Origin of the sequence: Niallia sp. HCP3S3_B10, assembly GCF_052064465.1 — a bacterium.
In the GTDB taxonomy this organism is placed as follows: Bacteria; Bacillota; Bacilli; order Bacillales; family Cytobacillaceae; genus Niallia; species Niallia hominis.
Genome location: NZ_JBQHVO010000002.1, coordinates 217,828 through 239,859, shown reverse-complemented (window position 1 = coordinate 239,859; position 22,032 = coordinate 217,828). Strand labels below are relative to the sequence as shown.

21 protein-coding genes are annotated in these 22,032 nt (G+C 35.9%); all 21 read right to left on the bottom strand.

The annotated features are described in order from the left end of the window. Window positions 1-2 precede the first annotated feature (2 nt). Window positions 3-701, bottom strand: a complete 699-nt coding sequence (locus tag ACTNDN_RS02660) for a DUF881 domain-containing protein (RefSeq protein WP_284561008.1) — start codon at window positions 699-701, stop codon at window positions 3-5. Continuing rightward, the gene (locus ACTNDN_RS02655) at window positions 691-1,470 is read right to left on the bottom strand and encodes a cell division protein FtsQ/DivIB (protein WP_031534303.1); all 780 of its coding nucleotides are present in this window, start codon (window positions 1,468-1,470) and stop codon (window positions 691-693) included. Before ACTNDN_RS02655 ends, ACTNDN_RS02660 begins: the two co-directional genes overlap by 11 nt. Window positions 1,471-1,587: 117 nt before the next feature. Then, window positions 1,588-2,691, bottom strand: coding sequence for an undecaprenyldiphospho-muramoylpentapeptide beta-N-acetylglucosaminyltransferase (gene murG / locus ACTNDN_RS02650; RefSeq protein ID WP_235251112.1), 1,104 nt, complete (start codon window positions 2,689-2,691; stop codon window positions 1,588-1,590). Window positions 2,692-3,195: 504 nt separating this feature from the next. Next, entirely contained in the window at window positions 3,196-4,296 is a 1,101-nt protein-coding gene (gene spoVE, locus ACTNDN_RS02645) for a stage V sporulation protein E (protein ID WP_031534299.1), read from the bottom strand. A 309-nt stretch (window positions 4,297-4,605) separates the two neighbouring features. Next, window positions 4,606-5,958, bottom strand: coding sequence for a UDP-N-acetylmuramoyl-L-alanine--D-glutamate ligase (gene murD, locus ACTNDN_RS02640; protein ID WP_235251121.1), 1,353 nt, complete (start codon window positions 5,956-5,958; stop codon window positions 4,606-4,608). Next, window positions 5,958-6,932: a phospho-N-acetylmuramoyl-pentapeptide-transferase gene (mraY, locus tag ACTNDN_RS02635; protein ID WP_031534297.1), complete on the bottom strand. Its 975-nt coding sequence runs from the start codon at window positions 6,930-6,932 to the stop codon at window positions 5,958-5,960. Before mraY ends, murD begins: the two co-directional genes overlap by 1 nt. A gap of 1 nt (window position 6,933) precedes the next feature. Then, window positions 6,934-7,374, bottom strand: coding sequence for a hypothetical protein (locus ACTNDN_RS02630; RefSeq protein WP_048719127.1), 441 nt, complete (start codon window positions 7,372-7,374; stop codon window positions 6,934-6,936). Then, window positions 7,358-8,839 (bottom strand): UDP-N-acetylmuramoyl-L-alanyl-D-glutamate--2,6-diaminopimelate ligase, encoded by a 1,482-nt coding sequence (locus tag ACTNDN_RS02625; protein ID WP_441130721.1) that lies wholly within the window; start codon window positions 8,837-8,839, stop codon window positions 7,358-7,360. Before ACTNDN_RS02625 ends, ACTNDN_RS02630 begins: the two co-directional genes overlap by 17 nt. 326 nt (window positions 8,840-9,165) lie before the next feature. Continuing rightward, window positions 9,166-11,076, bottom strand: coding sequence for a stage V sporulation protein D (locus ACTNDN_RS02620; protein WP_031534292.1), 1,911 nt, complete (start codon window positions 11,074-11,076; stop codon window positions 9,166-9,168). A 317-nt stretch (window positions 11,077-11,393) separates the two neighbouring features. After that, on the bottom strand, window positions 11,394-11,717 hold the full coding sequence (locus tag ACTNDN_RS02615; protein WP_235251140.1) for a hypothetical protein: 324 nt from the start codon (window positions 11,715-11,717) through the stop codon (window positions 11,394-11,396). Window positions 11,718-11,899: 182 nt separating this feature from the next. After that, window positions 11,900-12,298 carry a nuclease-related domain-containing protein gene (locus ACTNDN_RS02610; RefSeq protein WP_048717762.1) on the bottom strand — a complete coding sequence of 133 codons (399 nt, stop codon included), beginning with the start codon at window positions 12,296-12,298 and terminating at the stop codon, window positions 11,900-11,902. Between the two features lie 126 nt (window positions 12,299-12,424). Continuing rightward, window positions 12,425-14,548 carry a penicillin-binding protein gene (locus ACTNDN_RS02605; RefSeq protein WP_031534290.1) on the bottom strand — a complete coding sequence of 708 codons (2,124 nt, stop codon included), beginning with the start codon at window positions 14,546-14,548 and terminating at the stop codon, window positions 12,425-12,427. Between the two features lie 3 nt (window positions 14,549-14,551). Continuing rightward, on the bottom strand, window positions 14,552-14,911 hold the full coding sequence (gene ftsL / locus ACTNDN_RS02600; protein WP_235251148.1) for a cell division protein FtsL: 360 nt from the start codon (window positions 14,909-14,911) through the stop codon (window positions 14,552-14,554). 24 nt (window positions 14,912-14,935) lie between these two features. After that, window positions 14,936-15,868, bottom strand: a complete 933-nt coding sequence (gene rsmH, locus ACTNDN_RS02595; protein ID WP_031534285.1) for a 16S rRNA (cytosine(1402)-N(4))-methyltransferase RsmH — start codon at window positions 15,866-15,868, stop codon at window positions 14,936-14,938. 63 nt (window positions 15,869-15,931) lie between these two features. Next, window positions 15,932-16,363 (bottom strand): division/cell wall cluster transcriptional repressor MraZ, encoded by a 432-nt coding sequence (gene mraZ, locus ACTNDN_RS02590; protein WP_031534283.1) that lies wholly within the window; start codon window positions 16,361-16,363, stop codon window positions 15,932-15,934. Between the two features lie 249 nt (window positions 16,364-16,612). Next, entirely contained in the window at window positions 16,613-16,912 is a 300-nt protein-coding gene (locus ACTNDN_RS02585) for a TIGR04104 family putative zinc finger protein (RefSeq protein ID WP_031534281.1), read from the bottom strand. A gap of 326 nt (window positions 16,913-17,238) precedes the next feature. Beyond that, on the bottom strand, window positions 17,239-18,873 hold the full coding sequence (gene bshC, locus ACTNDN_RS02580; RefSeq protein ID WP_441130716.1) for a bacillithiol biosynthesis cysteine-adding enzyme BshC: 1,635 nt from the start codon (window positions 18,871-18,873) through the stop codon (window positions 17,239-17,241). Between the two features lie 337 nt (window positions 18,874-19,210). After that, the gene (locus ACTNDN_RS02575; protein WP_031534276.1) at window positions 19,211-19,606 is read right to left on the bottom strand and encodes a DUF3397 domain-containing protein; all 396 of its coding nucleotides are present in this window, start codon (window positions 19,604-19,606) and stop codon (window positions 19,211-19,213) included. Continuing rightward, complete coding sequence (locus ACTNDN_RS02570; RefSeq protein WP_235251182.1) at window positions 19,599-20,516, bottom strand: 2-dehydropantoate 2-reductase; 918 nt, start codon at window positions 20,514-20,516, stop codon at window positions 19,599-19,601. The genes ACTNDN_RS02575 and ACTNDN_RS02570 overlap by 8 nt, the downstream gene beginning before the upstream one ends. Window positions 20,517-20,856: 340 nt before the next feature. After that, window positions 20,857-21,423 carry an RsfA family transcriptional regulator gene (locus ACTNDN_RS02565; RefSeq protein ID WP_031534273.1) on the bottom strand — a complete coding sequence of 189 codons (567 nt, stop codon included), beginning with the start codon at window positions 21,421-21,423 and terminating at the stop codon, window positions 20,857-20,859. A gap of 150 nt (window positions 21,424-21,573) precedes the next feature. Continuing rightward, a complete protein-coding gene (locus ACTNDN_RS02560) occupies window positions 21,574-22,023 on the bottom strand; it encodes a DUF523 domain-containing protein (protein ID WP_441130713.1) in 450 nt (149 codons plus the stop codon). Window positions 22,024-22,032 lie beyond the last annotated feature (9 nt).

Here is a 22,032-nt window from a genome sequence, read left to right as displayed (position 1 = left end):
TGTTAATTTACTTTCAAAGGTTCCATTTGAATCGACCGTTTTTTTTCCAGGCTAAATCTAACATTATCATTTACTAACAAATCTTTTACACCACCATTAATATTGATTGCACCTTCTAATACATCGCTATCACCGATTGCCGTAATAACAAATGGAGCAGGGTGTTGGTAACCATCCACTTCAATTACCGGTCCATTACAGAGAATATATGAATTATGGGATAGTCTTTGCCCGTTGATACTAATTGCTTGTGCACCTGAAACATATAGCTCATTAATCACTTTAAACACATGATGTTCATGGACCAAGTAATTATTCACACTATCTTCCTTTGGATTATATTCTCCATCTTCTAAGGTAATTTGCACCCCTTCTCCTTTTACAGCAACTTTTCCTAAATAGATACGATACTTTTGGGCATCTTCTGCTAAGTTAGAATAGGTTTCTGCTTCATTCGAAAGATTCTTCTCTAATTGAACAAGTTTCTTTTGGGATTCCTTTAATTCCTTATAAAGATCGTTATTTTTTTCTTCCTGCTCTATTAATTCGTTCCGCAATTCCAAATCTCTTTCAAATTGGCTCTCACTAATTTCTTGCTTTTCGTCCTTTTTTGTATTTTGATACGAAAAGGAAATCATAAATCCAAGTACGAGAAAAACCAAGGAGAAGATAACATTTCTTCTTCTTTTATTAGTCTTCACTCTTCTTTTCCCCTTCCGAATCGAAAGCTTTGAAATAAGAACCTACTTCTAAATCAATTACTCCCTTTTTGTCTGTATTTAGCTGTGCAATAATGGATGGATAATGCTCCATTTTATCCGAAAAAGAAGATAAAGAAGCTAATACTTGATTTCCGTCATTCATATAAACGGTAACATGCCACTTATCGGTATCTTTAGGAGTATACCTTATTTCAGAAATCGCATTATACACACTTGCTGGAAGTTTACTTAATTCCTCCCCTATTTTCGTTATGACAGTGTCATTTTCGCTCTTTATATCTTTGATAATAGGAGCATCGTAGGGACTGTTTGTCATCGCTCTATCATGTAGCATATCACCATTTTCTAGAAGCGGAATAAATTCATTCTCCACTTCAAAGTAAGCAATCTTCCTATATTCTTTTACGTCAATTTGAACAGTATTTGGAATAGAGATGGAAACTTTTGCAGACTTCATTCCACCAGCATCTTTCAGTTTTGATGCTAACTGATCTTTTTTGATTGTCCAAATATTTGTTTCGGTTGTAATTCCACTCATTTTCTCTAAGTCTTCATAAGTATATAAATGATTCCCAGTAATTTCGATTTTTTTTACATGACTTAAAGGTGATTGGAAATAGATAACGCAAACGATGATAAGGAAGAATAGAAGGAGAAGGAAAATAAGTCGACGATTCGCCTTTTTTCGTCTCTGTTCTTTTAATTTTGGAATTCGATCTTCTAAAGAAACAACCTTCCCATTTTCCAAAAAATCACCCCGGTATTTTTAAATAAGGAAATAGTAAAAAACCATTCAAAGGTTGTCCACCTTTTTATTCGCAAACCGAAAATTTGCTTTCTAATCAAATTTCCGATTTGCAATTTCCTACTTTTTCTTGTTATCGATAACTTCCTTCATTACATTATATAACCTCATTGCCGCATCAGGAATCCCTAGTTTTTTGGATGCCTCCTTCATACCTTTTAACACATTAGGATTCAGCATAATGGCATCCATTTCTTCCACTAATTTTTGTCCATTCATATCCTTTTCTAGAAGTATTTTTGCTGCTCCATTGCTTGTTAGTGCAGTCGCATTTTTTTCCTGATGATTGTTCGTCACATAGGGACTCGGCACAAGAATACTTGGAATGCCGAGCGAGGTTAGCTCGCTTAGCGTTGTTGCGCCTGCTCTCGCAACAGTCAGGTCAATGCTTGTTAATACTTCTGGCATATTATGAACAAATGGCTTGATAATTACATTTTTAGGATTTCCTACTAACTCTACTTCTTTTTTTACCGCTTCATAATGCACTTCTCCGGTTACATAAAGTACTTGATATGGTTTATCCCCTAATTGGGGTAACGCTGTAATAACAGCATCGTTTATCGGTCTAGCACCTCTGCTTCCACCAACAATAAGAACAGCTGGGGTTTTCAATTGTAAGCCAACCGATAATCTTCCTTTAATGCCATCCTGATTTAACACTTCTGAAGCTCTAGGATTCCCTGTCATCACAACTTTTTCTTCTGGAAAATAAGAAGCCGCTTCTTCAAAGCAAGTAGCTACTTTATCAACATATTTGCTTAAAAATTTATTCGTTAATCCTGGAACACTATTTTGTTCATGAATGATGGTTGGTATCCCAAGCTTAGCAGCTGCATAAACAACCGGACCACAAACATATCCGCCTGTTCCTATTACCACATCTGCCTTAAACTCTTTTAATATCGCCTTACTTTTTTGTACACCAGCAATAAATCTCCAAACTGTTTTTAAATTTTCTGGAGACAGTTTCCGTTTAAAGCCTGTAATATGTATTGTTTTAAAGGGAATATTTTCCCTTCTGACTAATTTATTTTCTAGTCCTTGCTCTGTTCCAACATAAAGAAACTCAGCATCTTTCACTTCTTTTTTTATTTCGCGAATCAATGCTAATGCAGGGTATATATGTCCCCCTGTTCCTCCACCACTTACAACTATCTTCATTCTTTCCACCTCAAAATACTTCTCTTCTCTACTTTGAAAAATATGTTATTTTTCTTTTCTTTTTACATTATAGCTTCAATTAATGAAAAACAGAAATAATCTTCTGCTATTTTCTAAGAATTTTTTTACTTTCCGGTCAACCCCCAACTAATAGATACCTTATTGTACTATATTTTAAACACCCTTTATGAATATCTTGAAATTGATAATGAAATGTAACACATTCCCCTTTTCCGCACCATTTTTGTCATGATTGCAAAAAGTTTATCATATGTGCGAAAAAAATAAATTTTTGATATTCTCAGCTTTCTTATGATGTTTTTCAGGTAAACAAGCTATTTATTAGCTATGGTAAGTATTTATATTAATCCCTTATGGCTTATGTGTGCCCCAAGGGAAGAGAATGGAATTACCTGCGAGTTCTTCCTTTTTAAAAAGGCAATAAAAAGAACCTAGTGATGGGAATAAGCACCATACACTAGGTTTCAAAATTTTAAATAACGTTTAATACCTTGAAAATCTGCTGACATTTAAAAGAATACCAATCGCGATTAACATGAGGGTTAAAGAAGATCCTCCATAGCTTAGAAATGGAAGGGTAATCCCTGTTACAGGCATTAGTCCTGTTACAACTCCGATGTTAATCATAACTTGAATCGCAACCATAGAAATAATTCCAACCGCGACAAAACTACCAAACAAATCTTGTGCGCCTAGAGCGATTCTTATTCCTCTCCAAAGCAAGAGGGCGAATAATAATAAAATCAGCGAGCCACCAATAAATCCTAATTCTTCTGATAGAATCGCAAAAATGAAGTCTGTTTGTGGCTCCGGCAGGTAGAAAAACTTTTGCCGACTCTCCCCAAGACCTAAACCAAATAATCCACCTGGACCAATTGCATACAAGGACTGAATGATTTGAAACCCGCTTCCTAATGGATCAGACCAAGGATCAAGGAAGGAAGTAATCCTTTTAATCCGGTAAGGAGCACTCGCAACCAATCCTACAAACCCTGCAACACCAATAAGACCTAATATCACAAAGTGACGAATTCTAGCACCAGCAATAAAAATCATGACAATACTTGTACCAACCATAACCGTACCAGTACCTAAATCTGGCTGAAGCATTATCATTCCAAACGCCAGGAATACTAGCCCTAATGAAGGGAGCAAGCCTTTTTTAAATGAAGTAATATGCTTTTGATTTTCTGACAGAAACTTCCCCAGGAAAATAATCATTGCTATTTTCATAAATTCAGAGGGCTGAATAGAAAATGCACCGACTCCAATCCAGCTTTGTGAACCATTCCGAACTAAACCAACGCCAGGAATTAAAACGACTATAAGCAATACAAAACAAACAATAATAATCTGTTTAGCCCAAGAACGCCATATCCAGTAATCAAGATTCATTATAAATAGCATTGCTGCAATTCCGACGCCCGCAAAAAGCATCTGTCTTTTGGCAAAGAAGAAAGAATCACCTAAATTTCGTTCGGCCATTACCGCGCTAGCACTATACACCATGATTAACCCTATTGCCAGTAACGTAAATGTGAGAATCATTAGAATTATATCTGGAGTCGTTTTTTTTGATGGCACCATTAACACCTCGAATTGCAAGATTTGGGCTTGAAGAAAAGAAAAGCGCGTGGTATCCAAATTTCATGTGTTCTCGAAATCGATTCAAAAAAAGAAAGCTCTGTAAATTAACGGTTGAGAAGTAGCAAAAAGTTCAAAAGTCATTTCATTCCCGCATGGCATAAAATAAACTTTCTCCTTTTCTCTACTACCCTTGTTATCATTTACAGAGCTTACTTCAGGTAAGAACGTTTTATCCTGTTAGATCATTGATGTGTTTGTTCATACAAATCAAATTTTTTCTTTCAACGCCTACTTACAGACAAGCCCTTATTTAAGCATATGCACCGCATTAATAAAAATGTCTCCTCTGACCTCAAAAGTTTTGTATTGATCCCAGCTTGCACATGCTGGGGAAAGGAGAATTACATCTCCACTTTCTGATAAGTCATAAGCAACAGGTACTGCTTTGTCCACATTATCGACGCGTTTAATTGTTTTTATTCCTGCAAGTCTACCTGCCTTCTCCACTTTTTCAGCAGTTTGTCCAAAAGTAATCATGGCCTTCACATTTTTAAGCGATGGAATTAGTTCATCAAATTCATTTCCTCGATCCAAGCCACCTGCCAGTAAAATAACTGGCTCATTAAAGGCTGCAAGGGCATTTTGTGTTGCTAAAATATTGGTTGCTTTCGAGTCATTATAAAATTTTCGCCCATGTAATTCTTTAATAAATTGTAGACGATGTTTAACCCCTTTAAATGTACTTAGTACTTCAAAAATACTTTCATTTGACACTCCAGAAAGCTTAGCCGCAGCAACGGACGAAAGGATATTTTCTAAATTTAAGGCACTTAAGTATGTAATATCAGAAAGTTTCATTATTTTTTCCTCATTAAAATAGATGACATTATCTTTCACATATGCACCAAACTCTAATTCCCGTTTTGCAGAAAAAGGAATAATTGTCGCATTACTGTTTTTCGCGATATTCATTACTACCTCTTGCTCCACATTTGCAATTAAATAGTCATTTGCATCCTGATTCTTCGTGATATTCCCTTTTGCCTTTGCATATTCGTCTTTTGTTCCATGATAATCCAAATGCGCCTCATAAATATTCGTAATGATTGCAATATGTGGCTTGAATTTCTCAATACCCATTAATTGAAAAGATGATAATTCGATAACAATTTTATTATCTTCCTCTGCAACTTGAGCCACATTCGAAGCAACTGTACCAATATTTCCGGCAATGAGTGGCTTTTTCTTATCTGCTTCTAACATATCAAATAATAATGTCGTTGTTGTCGTTTTCCCATTTGATCCAGTGATGGCAAAAAACGGAGCTTCAGAAACTCTGTATGCAAGCTCTACCTCTGTAATAACGGGAATATCGCGTTCTATTGCCCCTTTAATCATTGGATTAAAATAAGGAATCCCTGGATTTTTTACAATAAGCTGGAATCCTTCTTCTAATAATTCAATGGGGTGGCTACCGCATATTACTGTTATCCCTTGCTCCAATAATCCTTGCGCCTCCGGATTCTCATCTAAAGGTTTACTATCATTTACTGTTACGAAGGCACCTAAATTATGTAGTAATTGAGCTGCGCTTACTCCACTTTTGGCAAGACCTAATACAAGTATTTTTTTATGATGATAATCGTTAATCTGTTTCATTATAACCACACCTCAATATAAATTCCTAAAGCGGCAAATAATAATCCAACCGTCCAAAATGTGACAACTACTCTCCATTCTGACCATCCAACCAATTCATAATGATGATGCAGTGGACTCATTCGGAAAATTCTTCTTCCTGTTGATTTAAAGGAAATAACTTGAAGAATAACGGAAAGCGTTTCGATAACAAATACTCCACCAATTAGTATCAGTAGAATCTCTAGTTTTGTCAAAATTGCAATGGCAGCAATCGCGCCACCTAGTGCAAGAGAACCTGTATCTCCCATAAATACTTTAGCTGGATGGGCATTAAAAACTAAGAATCCTAATACTGCTCCAACAATCGCTACAGAAAAAATACTAATTTCAAACTGAGATTGGCTCCAAGCAAGAACAGCAAATGCACCAAAAGCAACAGCAGATGTACCGGAAACTAAACCGTCCAAGCCATCTGTTAAATTAACAGCATTTGAAAATCCAACTAACCAGAAAATAATAAACAATGCATAAAACCAGCCTAATTCCAATGGTTTATCAACAAATGGAATCGAAATAGCGGTCGAGAATTCATTTTCACGTAATACAAAGTAAAAAATAAGGGAAATGATAATCTGACCTAGCAGCTTTTGTCGAGATGTCAATCCTAAGTTACGCTTCATCACTACTTTTATAAAGTCATCTAAAAACCCTAATAAACCAAAACCAACTAAAACTAATAATAATAAATATGTCTTAATTGTTGGCTCTGAGAATTTATTAATCATTACTAAAGTTGTTACAACAATAGAAAAGATAATCATTAACCCACCCATTGTTGGTGTTCCCGTTTTTTTCTGATGGGATTTCGGTCCTTCTTCCCTAATGCTTTGTCCGAATTTCAATCTTCGCAAGAAGGGAATAAAAAAGGGAGAAATCAATACGGTTATTAAAAAGCCTAAAAGAATCGTAAAAAAGATTACTTTCTCCTGCATTTTAGTTCCCTCCTTTCATTTGCGTGCTCGTTTTTAATACATGCTCTCTAATTACCGGTATATCATATGATTCCATCATGGAATGCAGACTGTTTTCTTTCAAAAAAATAAATTTTGTTGTACTTTCTTGTGTTTGCAATTGTTTCTCATAAATTTCAATCATTTTTAATATGCCTTCCTTTAAATCTTTTGTATAAAAAATAGGGAAATGATTAGGTGTATAAGATGGGAGATCCACCCCTTCTTCCCAAATCGCTCCTATTGCTCCATTCGCTATTGCAATGCTCAAATCACCAGAATTCTCCTCATAAAAAGGAATAAATAGCCCTTTCGACTGCTTCGTGTCTGCTATAAATGTCACGGTTTGAAAAAGTAAATCTTCCTTTACAAACCCTTTTGCTTTCGGTATTGCCTGAAGGATTACATTATAGGACAGTGTCATTTTTTCTCTCTCCTATCGCTTCTTTTGCAACTAAACGGTCATCAAAATCTAACACATCAGAACCAATAATTTGATATGTTTCATGTCCCTTTCCTGCAATTAAGATAACATCGCCATGCTGTGCTTGATTTACCGTTAAAGTAATAGCCTCTTTTCGATCAGGAATTATCGTATAATTTTGTTCTTCCTCCACTCCTGCTTCCATATCTTTTAATATGGCAATTGGATCTTCACTCCTAGGATTATCAGAAGTAAGAATAGCATAGCTCGCTTCCTGACAAGCAATTTTTGCCATTAAAGGGCGTTTTGTTTTGTCTCTGTCTCCCCCACAGCCTACAATGACATAAACTTTATTCTCGGCAAATTCCTTCACCGTCTGCAGGGCATTTTGTAAACTATCAGGTGTATGGGAATAATCAACAATCACTGAAAAGTCTTGCCCAGCATTCACCGTTTCAAATCTTCCTGCAACTCCTTCTACCTTTTCTAACGCTTTAATTGTTACTTCTAATGGAATATTGCTTGCAATCGCTGCACCAATGCTTGCTAACGAATTATACACATTGAATTTGCCAACCATTTTCAGTTGGACAGTTTGCGTTCCAAGCGGAGTATGTAAATCAAACGATGTACCAGCAGCTGTTATTTTTATATTTTTCGCCATAATATCCGCATCTTTATCAATTCCATATGTAAGTATATGAGCAGCTGTAATGGTTTCATACTCGTTCGCTGCTGCATCATCTTTATTTAGGATAGCAAACTTCGGCTTTTCCCCTTGAAAGGCATTTCCTAATCTTGTAAACAACAGCCCTTTTGCTTTTTTATATTCCTCCATCGTACCATGATAATCTAAATGATCCTGACTTAGATTTGTAAATACAGCAATATCATAATCACAGCCAAATACTCTGCCTTCTACAAGGGCATGTGAAGATACTTCCATTACAGCTGTATCCACTTTTTGTTCCACCATTTGATGGAACACCTTCTGAAGTGTCACGGCTTCTGGAGTAGTATTTTTTGTTTCTTGAATTTCCTCACCGATTTTTGTATACATGGTACCGATGATTCCTGTTTTTTTATGCGCCTCTTTTAAAATAGCATCTATTAAATGGCTCGTTGTCGTCTTTCCATTTGTTCCTGTTATCCCAATAAGCTTGAGCTTTTGTGTTGGATTTTGATAAAACACATCTGCAAGCACACTACTAGCCCTTTTGGTATCTTTTACTACGATAACTGGAATAGGCAAGGACAGTTTTCTTTCAGCAATGACAGCGACTGCGCCAGATTCATATGCATTCTGGGCAAAATCATGTCCATCGACTGTATATCCTTTTATACAAATAAAAAGACTGCCTTCTGTTACTTTGCGATTATCATTCTCTATTGATTTTATTTCCACATCTTCTCCAACATAAGGAGTGTATGGCTGTAAACTCTCAATAAGTTTTTTTAATTGCATCGCTTTTTGATTCCTCTTTTCTCTAGCTCTATATGTACTCTAAATCACTCATAAATATTAATTATATACTAAATAATGAAGCAACCATATAGATTATACAATTTTCTTAGCGTATTTTATTTTACATGATTAAATAAAAATTATCTATGTTGTACCTTATTGTTGGAGAATTTATATTAGAAGAATAATTTTTTAATGGAGGGTATTTTTATATTTAATTTGCTCTCCCCTTTTCCTTTTAGAAAAAGCGCATAAGGGGGTCTACTTTCATTCCTGTCTGATAAAAAGAGAAGCGGCACGAAAGATACCGGCCGCATTCTATCCAATTAATTAAATTGAAGCAATATGGTTGATCCATCCTTTACTTTTGTACCTGGTTCTGGAGATTGTTTAATAACGGTATCCCCACTACCACTTGAATCAATTTTAAGATTAATAAACAATTCACTAATGTCTTTTTTCGTATAACCAACTAAATCCGGCACTTCGATTAATGGATTTTCCGGATATTTATATATTTTATCAATCTGGTCTTCACGAGGTTCTACGCCAAGGGCTCTTAAACTATCTCCCATAATCGCCCCAACGATTGGCGCTGCAACAGCACTACCAAATTGCACCGTTCCTTTTGGATTATCTACTGCAACATAGACGACTAATTCTGGGTCATCAGCAGGTGCAAAGCCGATAAAGGAAAGGATATAGTTATTTTCTAAATATTTTCCTCCTGATGCTTTTTGGGCAGTTCCTGTTTTCCCGCCAACTCGATATCCTTCCACAAAAGCTTTACCTCCAGAACCTTTTGCAACAACGTTTTCTAATGCTCTTCTCACTTCTTTTGACGTTTCCTCTGAAATAACCTTTCTTTTTGCAACAGGCTCTTTCTCCATAATGACGTCCCCTGTAGCTGGATCAATTAACTCCTTTGCTACATATGGAGTATACAAAGTTCCGCCATTAATTGCTGCTGATAACGCTGTTACTTGCTGAATTGGCGTTACAGCAACCCCTTGCCCAAACGCTGTAGTTGCTTGCTCAACTGGCCCTACCCTATCCATGTTAAACAAGATTCCTTTTGACTCTCCTTGTAAATCAATGCCCGTTTTCTGTCCGAATCCAAAATCGCGAATATATTGAAAAAGTGTATCTTTTCCAAGACGTTCCCCTAATTCCACAAAGCCAGGGTTACAGGAATTTTGAACGACTTCTAAGAATGTTTGCGAACCGTGACCACCTCGCTTCCAGCATTTCAACTTCGCTCCACCAACTTCTGCGTAGCCTTTATCATAAAAAGTATCCTTGTCTAAATCTACTTTTCCTTCTTCAAGTGCAGCTGCCAGTGTAATAATCTTGAATGTGGATCCTGGTTCATACGAACTCCAAATAGGTAAATTTCGATTATAGACAGTAGAATCTACGTTTTGGAAGTCTGCAGGGTCAAATCCAGGGCGACTAGACATCGCCAATACCTCTCCGGTTTTCGGATTCATCGCAAGTGCAATAATCGATTCAGGAGAATACGTTTGCTCAGCAATATCCAATTCCCTTTCTACAATCGTTTGGATCCTTGTATCAATTGTAAGCACTAAATCATTTCCATTGACTGGTGCCTCATAAGCATCCGCCATATCATTCATTCTTTGTCCTTTTGCATCAGAGTAATATTGAACAGATCCTTTTTTTCCCTTTAACTCATCATCATATTCTAGTTCCAAACCAATTAGCCCCTGATTATCAATACCCGCAAACCCTAACACATGGGATAAGTAATTTCCGAACGGGTATGATCGCTTGGAATCCTCTCCAATATAGACACCATCTATATCAAGCGCTCGAACTTTTTTCGCTTTTTCATGCGTAATTTTCCTTCCTTCTTTTAAACGAACACTCATCTCCTTTTGAATAATCTGCTTATAGACAGATTCCTTATCCGCTTCCAATACTGCCGCAAGCTTATCCGCTGTGCCCGCTGGATCTTTAATTTGGCGTGGTACTATATAAACCGTTGGCGCACTGACATTTGTCGCAAGCGCTATTCCATTGCGATCCAAAATTTCTCCCCGCTGTGGCTCAAAAGCAATTTGTCGACTCCATAAATTTTTCGCTTTCGTTGTAAGCTCGTCCCCCAGAAAAAATTGAACATACGCTAATCTTGCATCAATAATAAGAAAAATTATTATCCCAGCAACTAATGCTATCAATAATCGTTTTCGAACGGTTACGTTTGAAACCCGCATACAGATGGAACCCCCTTTATACTAGCTCGATTAAAATATATGCTTGTACGAAAAGGAATAGAACGTAGAGTATTTGTTGGGGGATAGGGGTGTAGAGTGGGGTGGGGATGTTTTAGGATATCTTGACTTAATTAGGGGTTTGCTTTTTTTGATGAACGCTACTTTCTCTTGCGCTTTCGGGAATTTTGGTACTCATCCCCCTAATGAACGCCACTTCCTCTCGCGCTTCTGTCCATTTTGGTTTTCATCCCCCTAATGAACACCACTTCTCACATCTTCTTTGAATAACGGTTTTCACACCTTTTATAAAGAATCCTTCACTCATAATACGCCCATTGATGCACTCCAATAAGTGTATATTGCTTATCTAATATTCTCTTAATTCTTCGCATCTCTCCTGAAATCAGGCACCATTCATACATTTCTTTTGTCGTTATCTTTCTTTCTGGAAAAAGCAGCTTAAACTCTTCTACACTTCGTAAAACCGCTTCCTCCAAGCTTTCTGTATTTCCACATGCATCACATTTTATGATCGATCGTTCTGTTGAAACGGTCAATGAGTTACATTTATCACAAAGGATTCCTTTCTTAAGTTCATCAAAATTATAACTTGGAAGTCTTCGGTAAGGTGATTCGTCCATATGGAGAGCAATCAGCTTTCCGCTAAGTCAATATGCTGTTTATTTACTTTTGTTATATTTTTTTCTAATGATTTAATGTAACGATTTAATGGAGTAGGGTAAAGACAAGGCAAATAAAAAGGAGCTTGATGTAAGGTGAATTCGGGGTTTACAAATACAACATGAGGTATAATTGGAATGGACTAGCCAAGCTGATGAATTAGTTGTCTTAAGGAAGACTCTGTTCGTTTTAATTGAGTAATAGGATTTTTCATTTCCATTTTATTATAACGCTTATAGAATCGATCCTTTTCATAGTAAAAATCTCCTTCATAGTTCTTAATTTCATAGAGATGAAGTGCTTCTCCTTCGATCAGTATAGTATCAACTTGAAATGTTGTTTGGTTCGATTGCAGTAATAAATCATTTAATATAACATAATCTTCCGTGAATTTTCCGAGTATTGTATCAAATTTTCGCTCTCCTTCCCAGCCTTTTATTTGATTAGTATATTTCCGCTTCCTTTCCTCTGATAATTCCATCCGGCTATTCAATGATTTTAACATAGCTAATTCTGGCGGTTTCTGTCTCTGCTTGTACAAATTTTATCCCTCCTGTTATTCTTTAGAGTGTAAAAACAACTCTTGTTTTTTAGTATACTATACCTTTTCCTACTCTACTAAAAAAAGCCCCACCACATCCCAAAAAATGTAGTGAAGCTTCCTCTCTTATTCCGGTTCCTTTAACTTAACCGTTAACGTATCATTTTCTTTTACCTTTGAACCTGCCTTTATGCTTTGGGAAGATACGTACCCGCTTCCTGAGCTTTCCAGCTTTAATTTATTTAGGTCTGCTACTTTTAAAACATCTCGTAAAGACCAGCCCTTCATATTAGGGACTGTTTCATTACCATTTGTTTTTAAGATTACCTTTTCCCCTTTTAGATAGGTTTCGCCTTTATCAGGAAGCTGTCCTTCAACTGTTTTACCTTCTCCGATAATAATAGCATTTAGGCCTTTATCTTTCAGGACTTTCTTTGCTTCTTCTGCAGTCATTCCACTTAAATTTGGAATTTCAATCGGATCAGAAACTTTTTCTTCCGTTGGAACAATATCCATATATTGAAGACTACTCTTCATAACAGAAGTAAAAATTTCTGCAACAGGCTCAGAACCCACTTCTGTATCTTTAAGTTCTGGCTGCTGTACAGCTACATACATAATCAATTCTGGATCATCTTTCGGAGCCATTCCTAAAAAGGAAAAAATATAATTTTCCTTGCCAGTTAGATAACCGCCACCGCTTTTAGGAATTTGTGCCGTTCCAGTTTTACCAGCAACAGAATATCCATCAATATCGAATTTTTTGTATCCTGTTCCCTTAGGACTAGTTATTACCGTTTCAAGAATATCACGCACCTCTTTTGCCGTTTCAGCAGAAATAGGAGTTCCCGTCACTTCTGTCTTGCCTTTTTTAATAATCTCGCCTGTATTTGGATCTTTGATTTGCTCGATTACGTACGGCCTCACCATTTTCCCATCGTTAGCAACAGCAGTGGCTGCTTGAATTTGTTGAATCGGTGTTAATGCTGTTCCTTGCCCAAAAGCCGTCGTGATTTTTTCAATTGGCCAGTTAAAAACAATGGAACTATTCGCTTCTCTTGGTAAATCAATACCTGTCGGCTGATCTAAACCAAATTTCGTCAAATATTCCCTAAACGTATCAAACCCTATTTTTTCTTTAGCAAGTTTTGCGAAGGCTACATTGGAAGATCGTTGAACCCCTTCCAAATAAGAAATAGGGCCCCAACCAACACCACCATTATGATCGCCAATTCCCTCATATCTACCTGACTTGTATTCTTCATTAGGTTTAAATACTCCTTCTTCCACAGCAGCTGCCAAAGTAAATATTTTCATTGTAGAACCTGGTTCATAATTGGTTTCAATTGCTTCATTATGCCAAGAATCTGTAATTCCATCCCTTGTTTCAGGATCAAAAGATGGTCTTTGACTCATCGCTAAAATTTCTCCTGTTTTCGGATTAGCTACAATTGCAATCATTTTCGCAGGATTATATTGATCATCCACTTTATTCATTGTATCTTCTAAAAAGGATTGAATTTTCTTATCAAGGGTCAAATAAACATCATCCCCATTTTTTGCAGGCTCAATTTTGTCCTTACTGTTTGGTAAAATATATCCCCAAATATCTTTGCTATACTCCATGCTGCCATCCGTACCTGTTAACAAATTGTTTAGACTTTCTTCAATGCCAAGCCTACCGGTTTCTTTGCCATCTGATTCTTCTAAATAGCCAATTACATGGGAAGCAAAAATCCCATTCGGATAAAATCGTTTTTTGCCTTCAACGATTTGTATGCCAGGGAGGTTCAAATCTTCAATTTTCTTTTTGGTTTCATAGGAGAGGTCTTTACCAGCATTCCCAAATTCCACTTGCTTGGCGTCCTCTTTTGTTAAAATTCTATAAATCTCTGATTCTTCTAAATCAATATATTTAGCTAGCTCTCTAGCCGTCTTTTCTGGATCATCCACATGAACCTTTTTGTCTAAATTCTTACTTAATGAGGCGTCTGTTACAGCCACTAGCTTATAGGAAACAGCATCTTCTGCAATCACTTCGCCATTACGGTCTAAAATACTGCCTCTTGATGCTTCTAACACACGAGATGTATTATGTTTTTTTTCTGCTTGAGCAGCTAGCTCAACTCCTGATACTTCTCCTGTTGCCTGAATATAAACAAAGCGAATAACTAAAACAAAAAAGAGCAGACAAAATAAAATAAATAGGATGGCTGCTCCAAAATTAATATTAGGCTGCTTTCGAATCATTGCTTAATGCACAACCTTTACATTATCTTTACTAAAATCAAGTCCTAATTTACTAGCTACTTCGCGTAAACGCTCAAAGCTGCTTAATTCCTTTACTTGTGTGTCTAATTCCTTATTGGACTTTTCAATAGAATTAATGGAGCTTTGTGTCACTTGAATTTCTTTATTCACTTGATAAATTTCACTTTGATTGCTGACAATTTTCACACCGCCAAAACAAATAATCGCTATAAAGGCAATTCCTAAAACTTTCTCTCCAGGAGATAATAATGATTTTGTTTGTTTAATGACCTTTTTAACCGACTGTTTTTCCTCTTGATGCTGATACTGATCCTGTTGAATTTTTCTAGCTAAATTACTCATTTAATTACCTCCTGCATACATGGATTATTGTTTTTCAGCAACACGTAATTTTGCTGATCTCGCTCTGTTATTAAATTCCAATTCTTCCTCTGATGGAGTAATTGGCTTTCTCGTAATTAATTTCAATTCTGGTTTAAATTCATCTGGAATAATTGGAAGTCCTGGCGGCAATGGCGGCAGGTCGCTCGCTTTTTTAAATGTCGACTTACAGATTCTGTCTTCAAGGGAATGAAAAGTGATAACACTAATTCTTCCGCCTGGATTTAATAACTTCATTGCTTGCTCTAACGATGATTCAAATACACCTAGTTCATCATTAACCGCAATCCGTATTGCTTGAAATACTCTTTTTGCAGGATGTCCACCTTTTCTTCTTGCAGGTGCTGGAATTGCCTCTTTTATTAATTCAACCAGCTCTCCTGTCGTTTCGATTGGCTTACTTTCTCTTGCTGCCTCAATTTTTCTTGCAATTTGCTTAGAGAATTTCTCCTCGCCATAACGAAAGAATATTTTAACTAACGATTCATACGACCATGAATTAACGACATCATATGCAGTAACATCTGCTTCATTATCCATGCGCATATCAAGTGGCGCATCATGATGATAGCTGAACCCACGCTCAGGAGTATCCAATTGAGGAGAAGAAACACCTAGATCATATAGAACGCCATCAACATGGGTAATTCCTAAATGATGAATCTCTTCTTCCAAATAGCGAAAATTACTTTTGACAATTGTTAACCTGTCCTTGTAAGGAGCTAATTTCTCTTCTGCATTTTTTATAGCTACTTCATCTTGATCGAACGCTATTAATCTTCCACTCCCTGATAATCTCGAAAGAATTAACTCGCTATGCCCAGCTCCACCTAATGTACAATCTACATAGATTCCATCCGGCTTAATGTTAAGGGCATCGACCGCTTCATTGAGTAAAACTGTTGTATGATTAAACATGAATCCACACCTGTCTATAAATTTTCTTGTAAGTAATAATTAGTATGTACATGATGATAAAAATTAAATATCGAATCCAATCATATTCTCTGCAATTTCTCCAAAAGAATCCTCTGATTCTGAAAAATAATTTCCCCACTCTTGTTTGTCCCATATTTCAATACGATTAGAAACACCTAAAATAACACATTCCTTCTCTAACTGTGCATATTGAAACAGGGGCGTTGCAATATTTATGCGTCCTTGTTTGTCAATTTCGCATTCTGTTGCTCCGGAAAAGAAAAAACGGGTAAATGCTCTAGCATCTTTTTTCGTTAATGGTAATTGCTTGAGCTTTTCTTCTATAATCTCCCATTCGCTAAGGGGGTAACCAAAAAGGCATCGATCGAGGCCACGGGTTAGGATAAAGGTTTCACCTAAGTTATCTCTGAATTTAGCAGGCACAATAATACGTCCTTTTGCATCGACATTATGATGATATTCCCCCATAAACATACCCTTGTCCCCCACTTTCTAACCTCAATGTACCACAATCCCCCACTTTCCTCCACTATTAAATTTAATTCTAGCTATTTTGTTTATTTCCTGCAACAAAATTAATAATTTTGAAAAGACCGACAAAGCTTATTTCTACTGTTAAGAGTACATAAAAAGCTTGGCTAGAAAAAATTCTAACCAAGCTTTTTTGTATTTATCTACATTTTATTATTCTTAATCCATGGAGGCTTTATAGAAAAGGATCATTTACTTCCATAATGCTTCCTCTTCATTAGATAATTCCATTAGAAAAGGAAGTAGAACCATTACGATGATAAAGTAAGCAAGATAAATTCCAATTATTTGGTATGCTGAAATATTAAATAAACGGAGGAAAATAAGAAAGAGAGATAAAAAGGATACAACAACAGTTTTCTTCCGTGCTTTTTTAGAATAATACTGTTTTTGGCCACATTGAGGACAGTCTATAGCGGGATTTAAAGTAAACATCTTTTTAAAGGTTTGTTTCCAGCTCCAATCTTTGCCGCATTTTTGACAAGTTGGCATTTAATTATCACTCCTTTTTCATTCATTTTCATCATAATAAAAATAGTATACCAATCCTTCTACTATTTGGCATACTATTTTCTCTTGTTTATTTAGGCTGTTTTCGTAAAGTTTGTTGCGATTACTCGCAGCCGGAATACACTTCGCTTTCCGTGTGGCGAAGCTTAAGCCTCCTCAGCTTCGCCTCCGGGGTCTCAGACTGTCTCGCTAATCCCACAGGAGTCTTCGTGTATTCCGGCTGCTAATTGTTTCCAACTAATTCTTTTTCCTATTGAAAAAACAACAATCCTTTAGAAAACAGCCTTTATATAAAAGGAAAAACTGCATTATAATTTAATTACTTTATGGGTTCCATCAAAATCCATCGGTAATTTCATGACATCTTCAAGAAAATCAAGACCATACTTGTTTAAGAAATAAGTAATGTTCCAGACTCTCTCTTGAGGAGAACCTTCTGGTTTTAAATTTTGCTCAATGCGGCTAAACTTATTTACAATGACTTCATGCTTTAATTTAACCGAATCATTCACTTTATTCTGTAGAAACTCGATTTGACTCCTTAAAAAGTCTTCATTTTTCTCCATAAGTGGGAGTAAACCTTTATACTCGGATGTCATTTCCTGTTCAAGCAAATCGTATTTGGTTTCAATAACACCTTTTAACTCATTCAGTAATTGAGCTATCTTTTCATTTGAAACAGACTGTAAAAATTGCTCACACTTTTCTGATGTTCCATTTATCAGAATATCCTTCATCGATAATTCTAATTCTGTGATATCAGCTTCTACACTTCTCTCTAATAAAGTAATATTTAGACGAGGTACGATAGGTGGCATTTTGATCCCTAAATGCTCAAACGCTCCTTTAAGTTCCGCCCAATAAGCTATCTCTCCTGGTCCGCCTATAAACGCTAGTGTTGGAAAGAGAAGATCTTGTGTTATTGGCCTGGTAACGACATTATTGCTTAGCTTCTGAGGAAATTCACTTGCCATTTCCCTTAATTCCTCGAATGTAAAAGATACGGTTTTATCTTTTCCGATAAAACGTCCTTCTGCTTTATCGTATTGCAATAATACTCTTTCTTGCTCCATCTCATCATAATAAAACAAGTTAGCTGGATTTTCCGCCATTTCAATAACAAGAGAATAACCGCTATCCCGGACTAATTTTTGCTGTTCAGAAACTGCATCCGCCAATTTTTGAAATTCATTGATTTGTTTTAGAAAAATTTCTTTCTCTAGCTTACGAATTTCTTTATCACCAGAATCAACCAAAAGTAGGCCGTAATCTTTAAATAAACTCATTGTCATATAGCTAAAAAAGTCAACAATTGTTTTGGATTCGTGAACAGCTGACTGTAAAAGCTGCATTAACGGCTTAGAATGTTCTGTTTCCCCATACGATTCCACCACTGTTTCCAGCCAGTCTAAACAGACCTGTTTCTCTAGTGCTATATCGGAAGCCATTCTTTTATCCAATACTCTTTGCGGAAATACAACCTTTTTCATTTTTTCCTTACCGGGTGTATAAATATGATTAATTTCCAAGTAATCATGATCCTCTCCCGCTACCCAGAAAACAGGTACAACTGGAATACCCAATTCTTTTTCTTTCTGTTGAGCTAAAAGAATAATGCTGATAACCTTATGAATGGAATATAACGGACCTGTTAAGACACCTGCCTGTTGTCCACCAATTACAACGACACTATTTTCCTGTCTCAATTTATCAATCGATTGCCTCACTTTTTCGCTTTGAGGAAAAATTTCCATATACGCTTCAATATAGTTAGCAAGATCATTTCTCATAAAAGATCTTGTTTCCAACTCTTTCAATCTTTCCTCATAGCAACCGTTATCAAGATAAGAATAATGAAAAAATTCCTTTGTGCTATTTTTTTGTTCTAAATAATCTGTTACAAACTTATTTGCCACAGGCAAAGAGAGATTTATCATCTCCATCTATGTACTTCCTTTCTCCAATTCGAGTTTTCCCTTTTATGTATTTTCCCTTTATAATAAAGACTCTTTCATTAGTGGGAGCCCTGCCACAAGTTTTTCCTTAGGATACTTCATCTCTAAAAACATCTATTCATCCCTTTTATTTCGTTACATAGAAAAGTATAGCATCCCTTTTAAATAAAAGAAAAAAAGTTGCTTATGCACTTTTTTCTAGCTGGTATTTTTGCTAATTACAACTTGCTTCTAGCATCTACTAGTTAATTGCCCCCTATACATTTCAAGAAGGTCTTTGCTTAGAGGTTTTTGGAGATTCTCCAATGCTACACTATCTATAACTTTAAACCGTTCCCATTGCCTTTAGGATAGAAAGTACAAGGCCATAAATGACTAACACAACATACAAGGTGAAAAAGCATAGAAATGTTACACGCCAAATTCCTTTAAACACTTTTTTATACTCAATTTCCTCTTTCCATTTCCAATGAATAATAACAAATAACATTCCAATCAACAAAATAAAAATCACGATATATAATAATAGAGATGTATTCCAAATAGACCGAATAAGAAAATGCACGGAAAGGATAAAAAAGAAGGTGCTAATATCTAGTGCTAGATGTACTGAAAACCGCTGTTTTTTTGTCAACGACTTGCTTATGACAAATACAATAAACAACGTAAAGATTGGAAATACAACGAGAAAACTAATGAGCTGTGAAGTTAAATTAAGCATTTAAACACTCCTCTCTTCCTCGTTCTTTTCCTTTAATCATTAAATAAACAGTTGCAGCAATAGGCGAAGAGATTTTTTTCCTTTTCGCTTTTTCTACTATGTATCCTAAAATAGCGTCTATTTCTGTTGGTCTCCCAGCCTCTATATCCTTTAGCATGGAAGATTTATTCAAAGCAGTATTACGAATAACCTCTATACAATAATCTCGATAAAGTATTCTATTTTCTTTCGTTATCGATAAAATTTCCAACACTTCTTCTAAAAATAAACTCATTACTTGATAATAATAAGCATTTTGCAATAATTGGCCATTTTTGACCTGCAATATACTTGTTAAACTATTTACAACGCTATTTACCACTAATTTTTTTTGCATCATTGTCACATAATCGGGTTCATTGATGAATGGAAAAGCTTGATTATTTTCTGTTGTTAGGGAGAGTAAAATCTCTGCCACCTTTCCTTTGACACAAGCTAGTTTAATAGCTCCTATCCCCGTGTGAACAACTGTTTGCTCATCTTCCTTCATTGCACCGTGCTCTACTATGCCAATCATTAAATTGGGAATATTAGATTCCAAAATCGTCTCTATGTGACTCATTCCGTTTTGTAGAAAGCACATTGCTTTTATGCGACTCCCAAGTATCTCCATTTTTTCATAAATTGGTGCTAATTGATATTGCTTTACTGTTACAATTGTAAGGTCTTCTGCCCCATCCCACTCTGCAAAATAACGAACTTCCACCGTGCGAGACTGCTTATCCTCATTCACTTTATAATAAATACCTTTGTTCTTAATCAACTCATATTGCTTTGGGGACCGAACGTATAAAGTTACATCATGCTTTTCCTTTAACTGGTATGCACATAATAAGCCAATTGCACCAGCTCCTATAATTCCAATTTTCATCCGAAGCTCCTTTACCGTTTCAATTATTGTTAGTTCTATCTTAACATTTTCTGAAAAGTTTGTTAGTACGAAAAGCATAGGAAAAGGAATAAATTTATCAAAAAAACTTTTGATTTTTTTATATAGAGAATAGAATAAGGTGAGAAATGGTTAGAATAATAAATTGTAGAAGAGGAATAGAACGGTGAGATGTGATTAATTCTGTTTTTGCTAAAACCAGAAAATTTCAAAATATAGTTAAAGCAGGAGTCGAGCGAATACCTTTCGGAAACTATAGGCTCCCTCCTGCGTAAAACCAATTTATTTCTTGCTTATTTGAATTTTAAAAACTATGGAGTAATTATACTTTGGGTAATTTATCTTCATCTTTAAACACGACCATTTGTCTTGCTTTTTCCATGAGCTCCACTAATGCCTTATAGGCACCTTCCATGGAGTCTAATTCACTTTGTAACTCTTCATTTTCTTTCTTCAATATAGTCAGTTTTTCTTCTAGTTCCTTCGTTTTCACTTTTACGGTGGATGAATCTATATTTTCTTGCTCCCACTTACTCGCTTTATCATATAAGTCTTTTAAATACAAAAGCATCTCATCAAATTGGTTTTGAACTGGGATGGGAGAAGCGGAAGGGCTGACGATCACTTCGTCTGTAGAATATTCCTCTGTTCCAGTTGACTTTTTTAATTGCTTTCTTTGTTTCTTGGCAAGCTCAATACCTGATTTATATTGTTTGCGTACATATGAATTCCACCGAAACCCACATGCTGCACTTGTTCTTGATAATAGCTTTCCCACTTCTTCAAACGCTTGAAGTTGTGTACCGCCTTCTCTAATATGACGAAGAACGATTTCTGCTAGCAGAATATCTTCATCCTTTGACCAAGCATCTTGTCTTGTTGTTGTCATCAGTAAACCCTCCTAGTGTTTTTTATTCATACATATGCATCTACTAGAAAAGATAGACTGATTATTCCTCATTGAAAAAAGAAAATTGACAGAATGCTTTTTAGGAATAGATAAACCTTTATAAAATCTACACACTTTAAAGATAGCGGATCACTGAAATAATTCGTTCTCTGAAATCACTTTAATGCCATTTCTTCTTAATATAGCTGTGGTAACACCCACCCCGTCCTTTTTTGTTCCATCAAAACAGCCTGTGTAAATAAAACTACTTCCACAAGAAGGACTATTTTCTTTTAAGACTACCATTTCTGCGTTCAAACTTTTAATAAATTCTAATGTTTTATAAGCTCCATCCATATACATTTGGGTAACATTATTTCCTGTACAATCCTGTACAACCGCTTTACCATCGAGAACATCATAACCATCCCCACCAATTATCTCTGCAGGTTCTCTTGGTGTAGAGAATCCACCCATTAACTCTGGACAAACCGTTCTTACCTTATTATCAGTTAAAAGCTTTTCTATCGTATCATCTAAACAATCGGTTCCATTATACCGAACTTTCAATCCTGCTAAACAAGAACTAACGACAATCATATGTCCTCT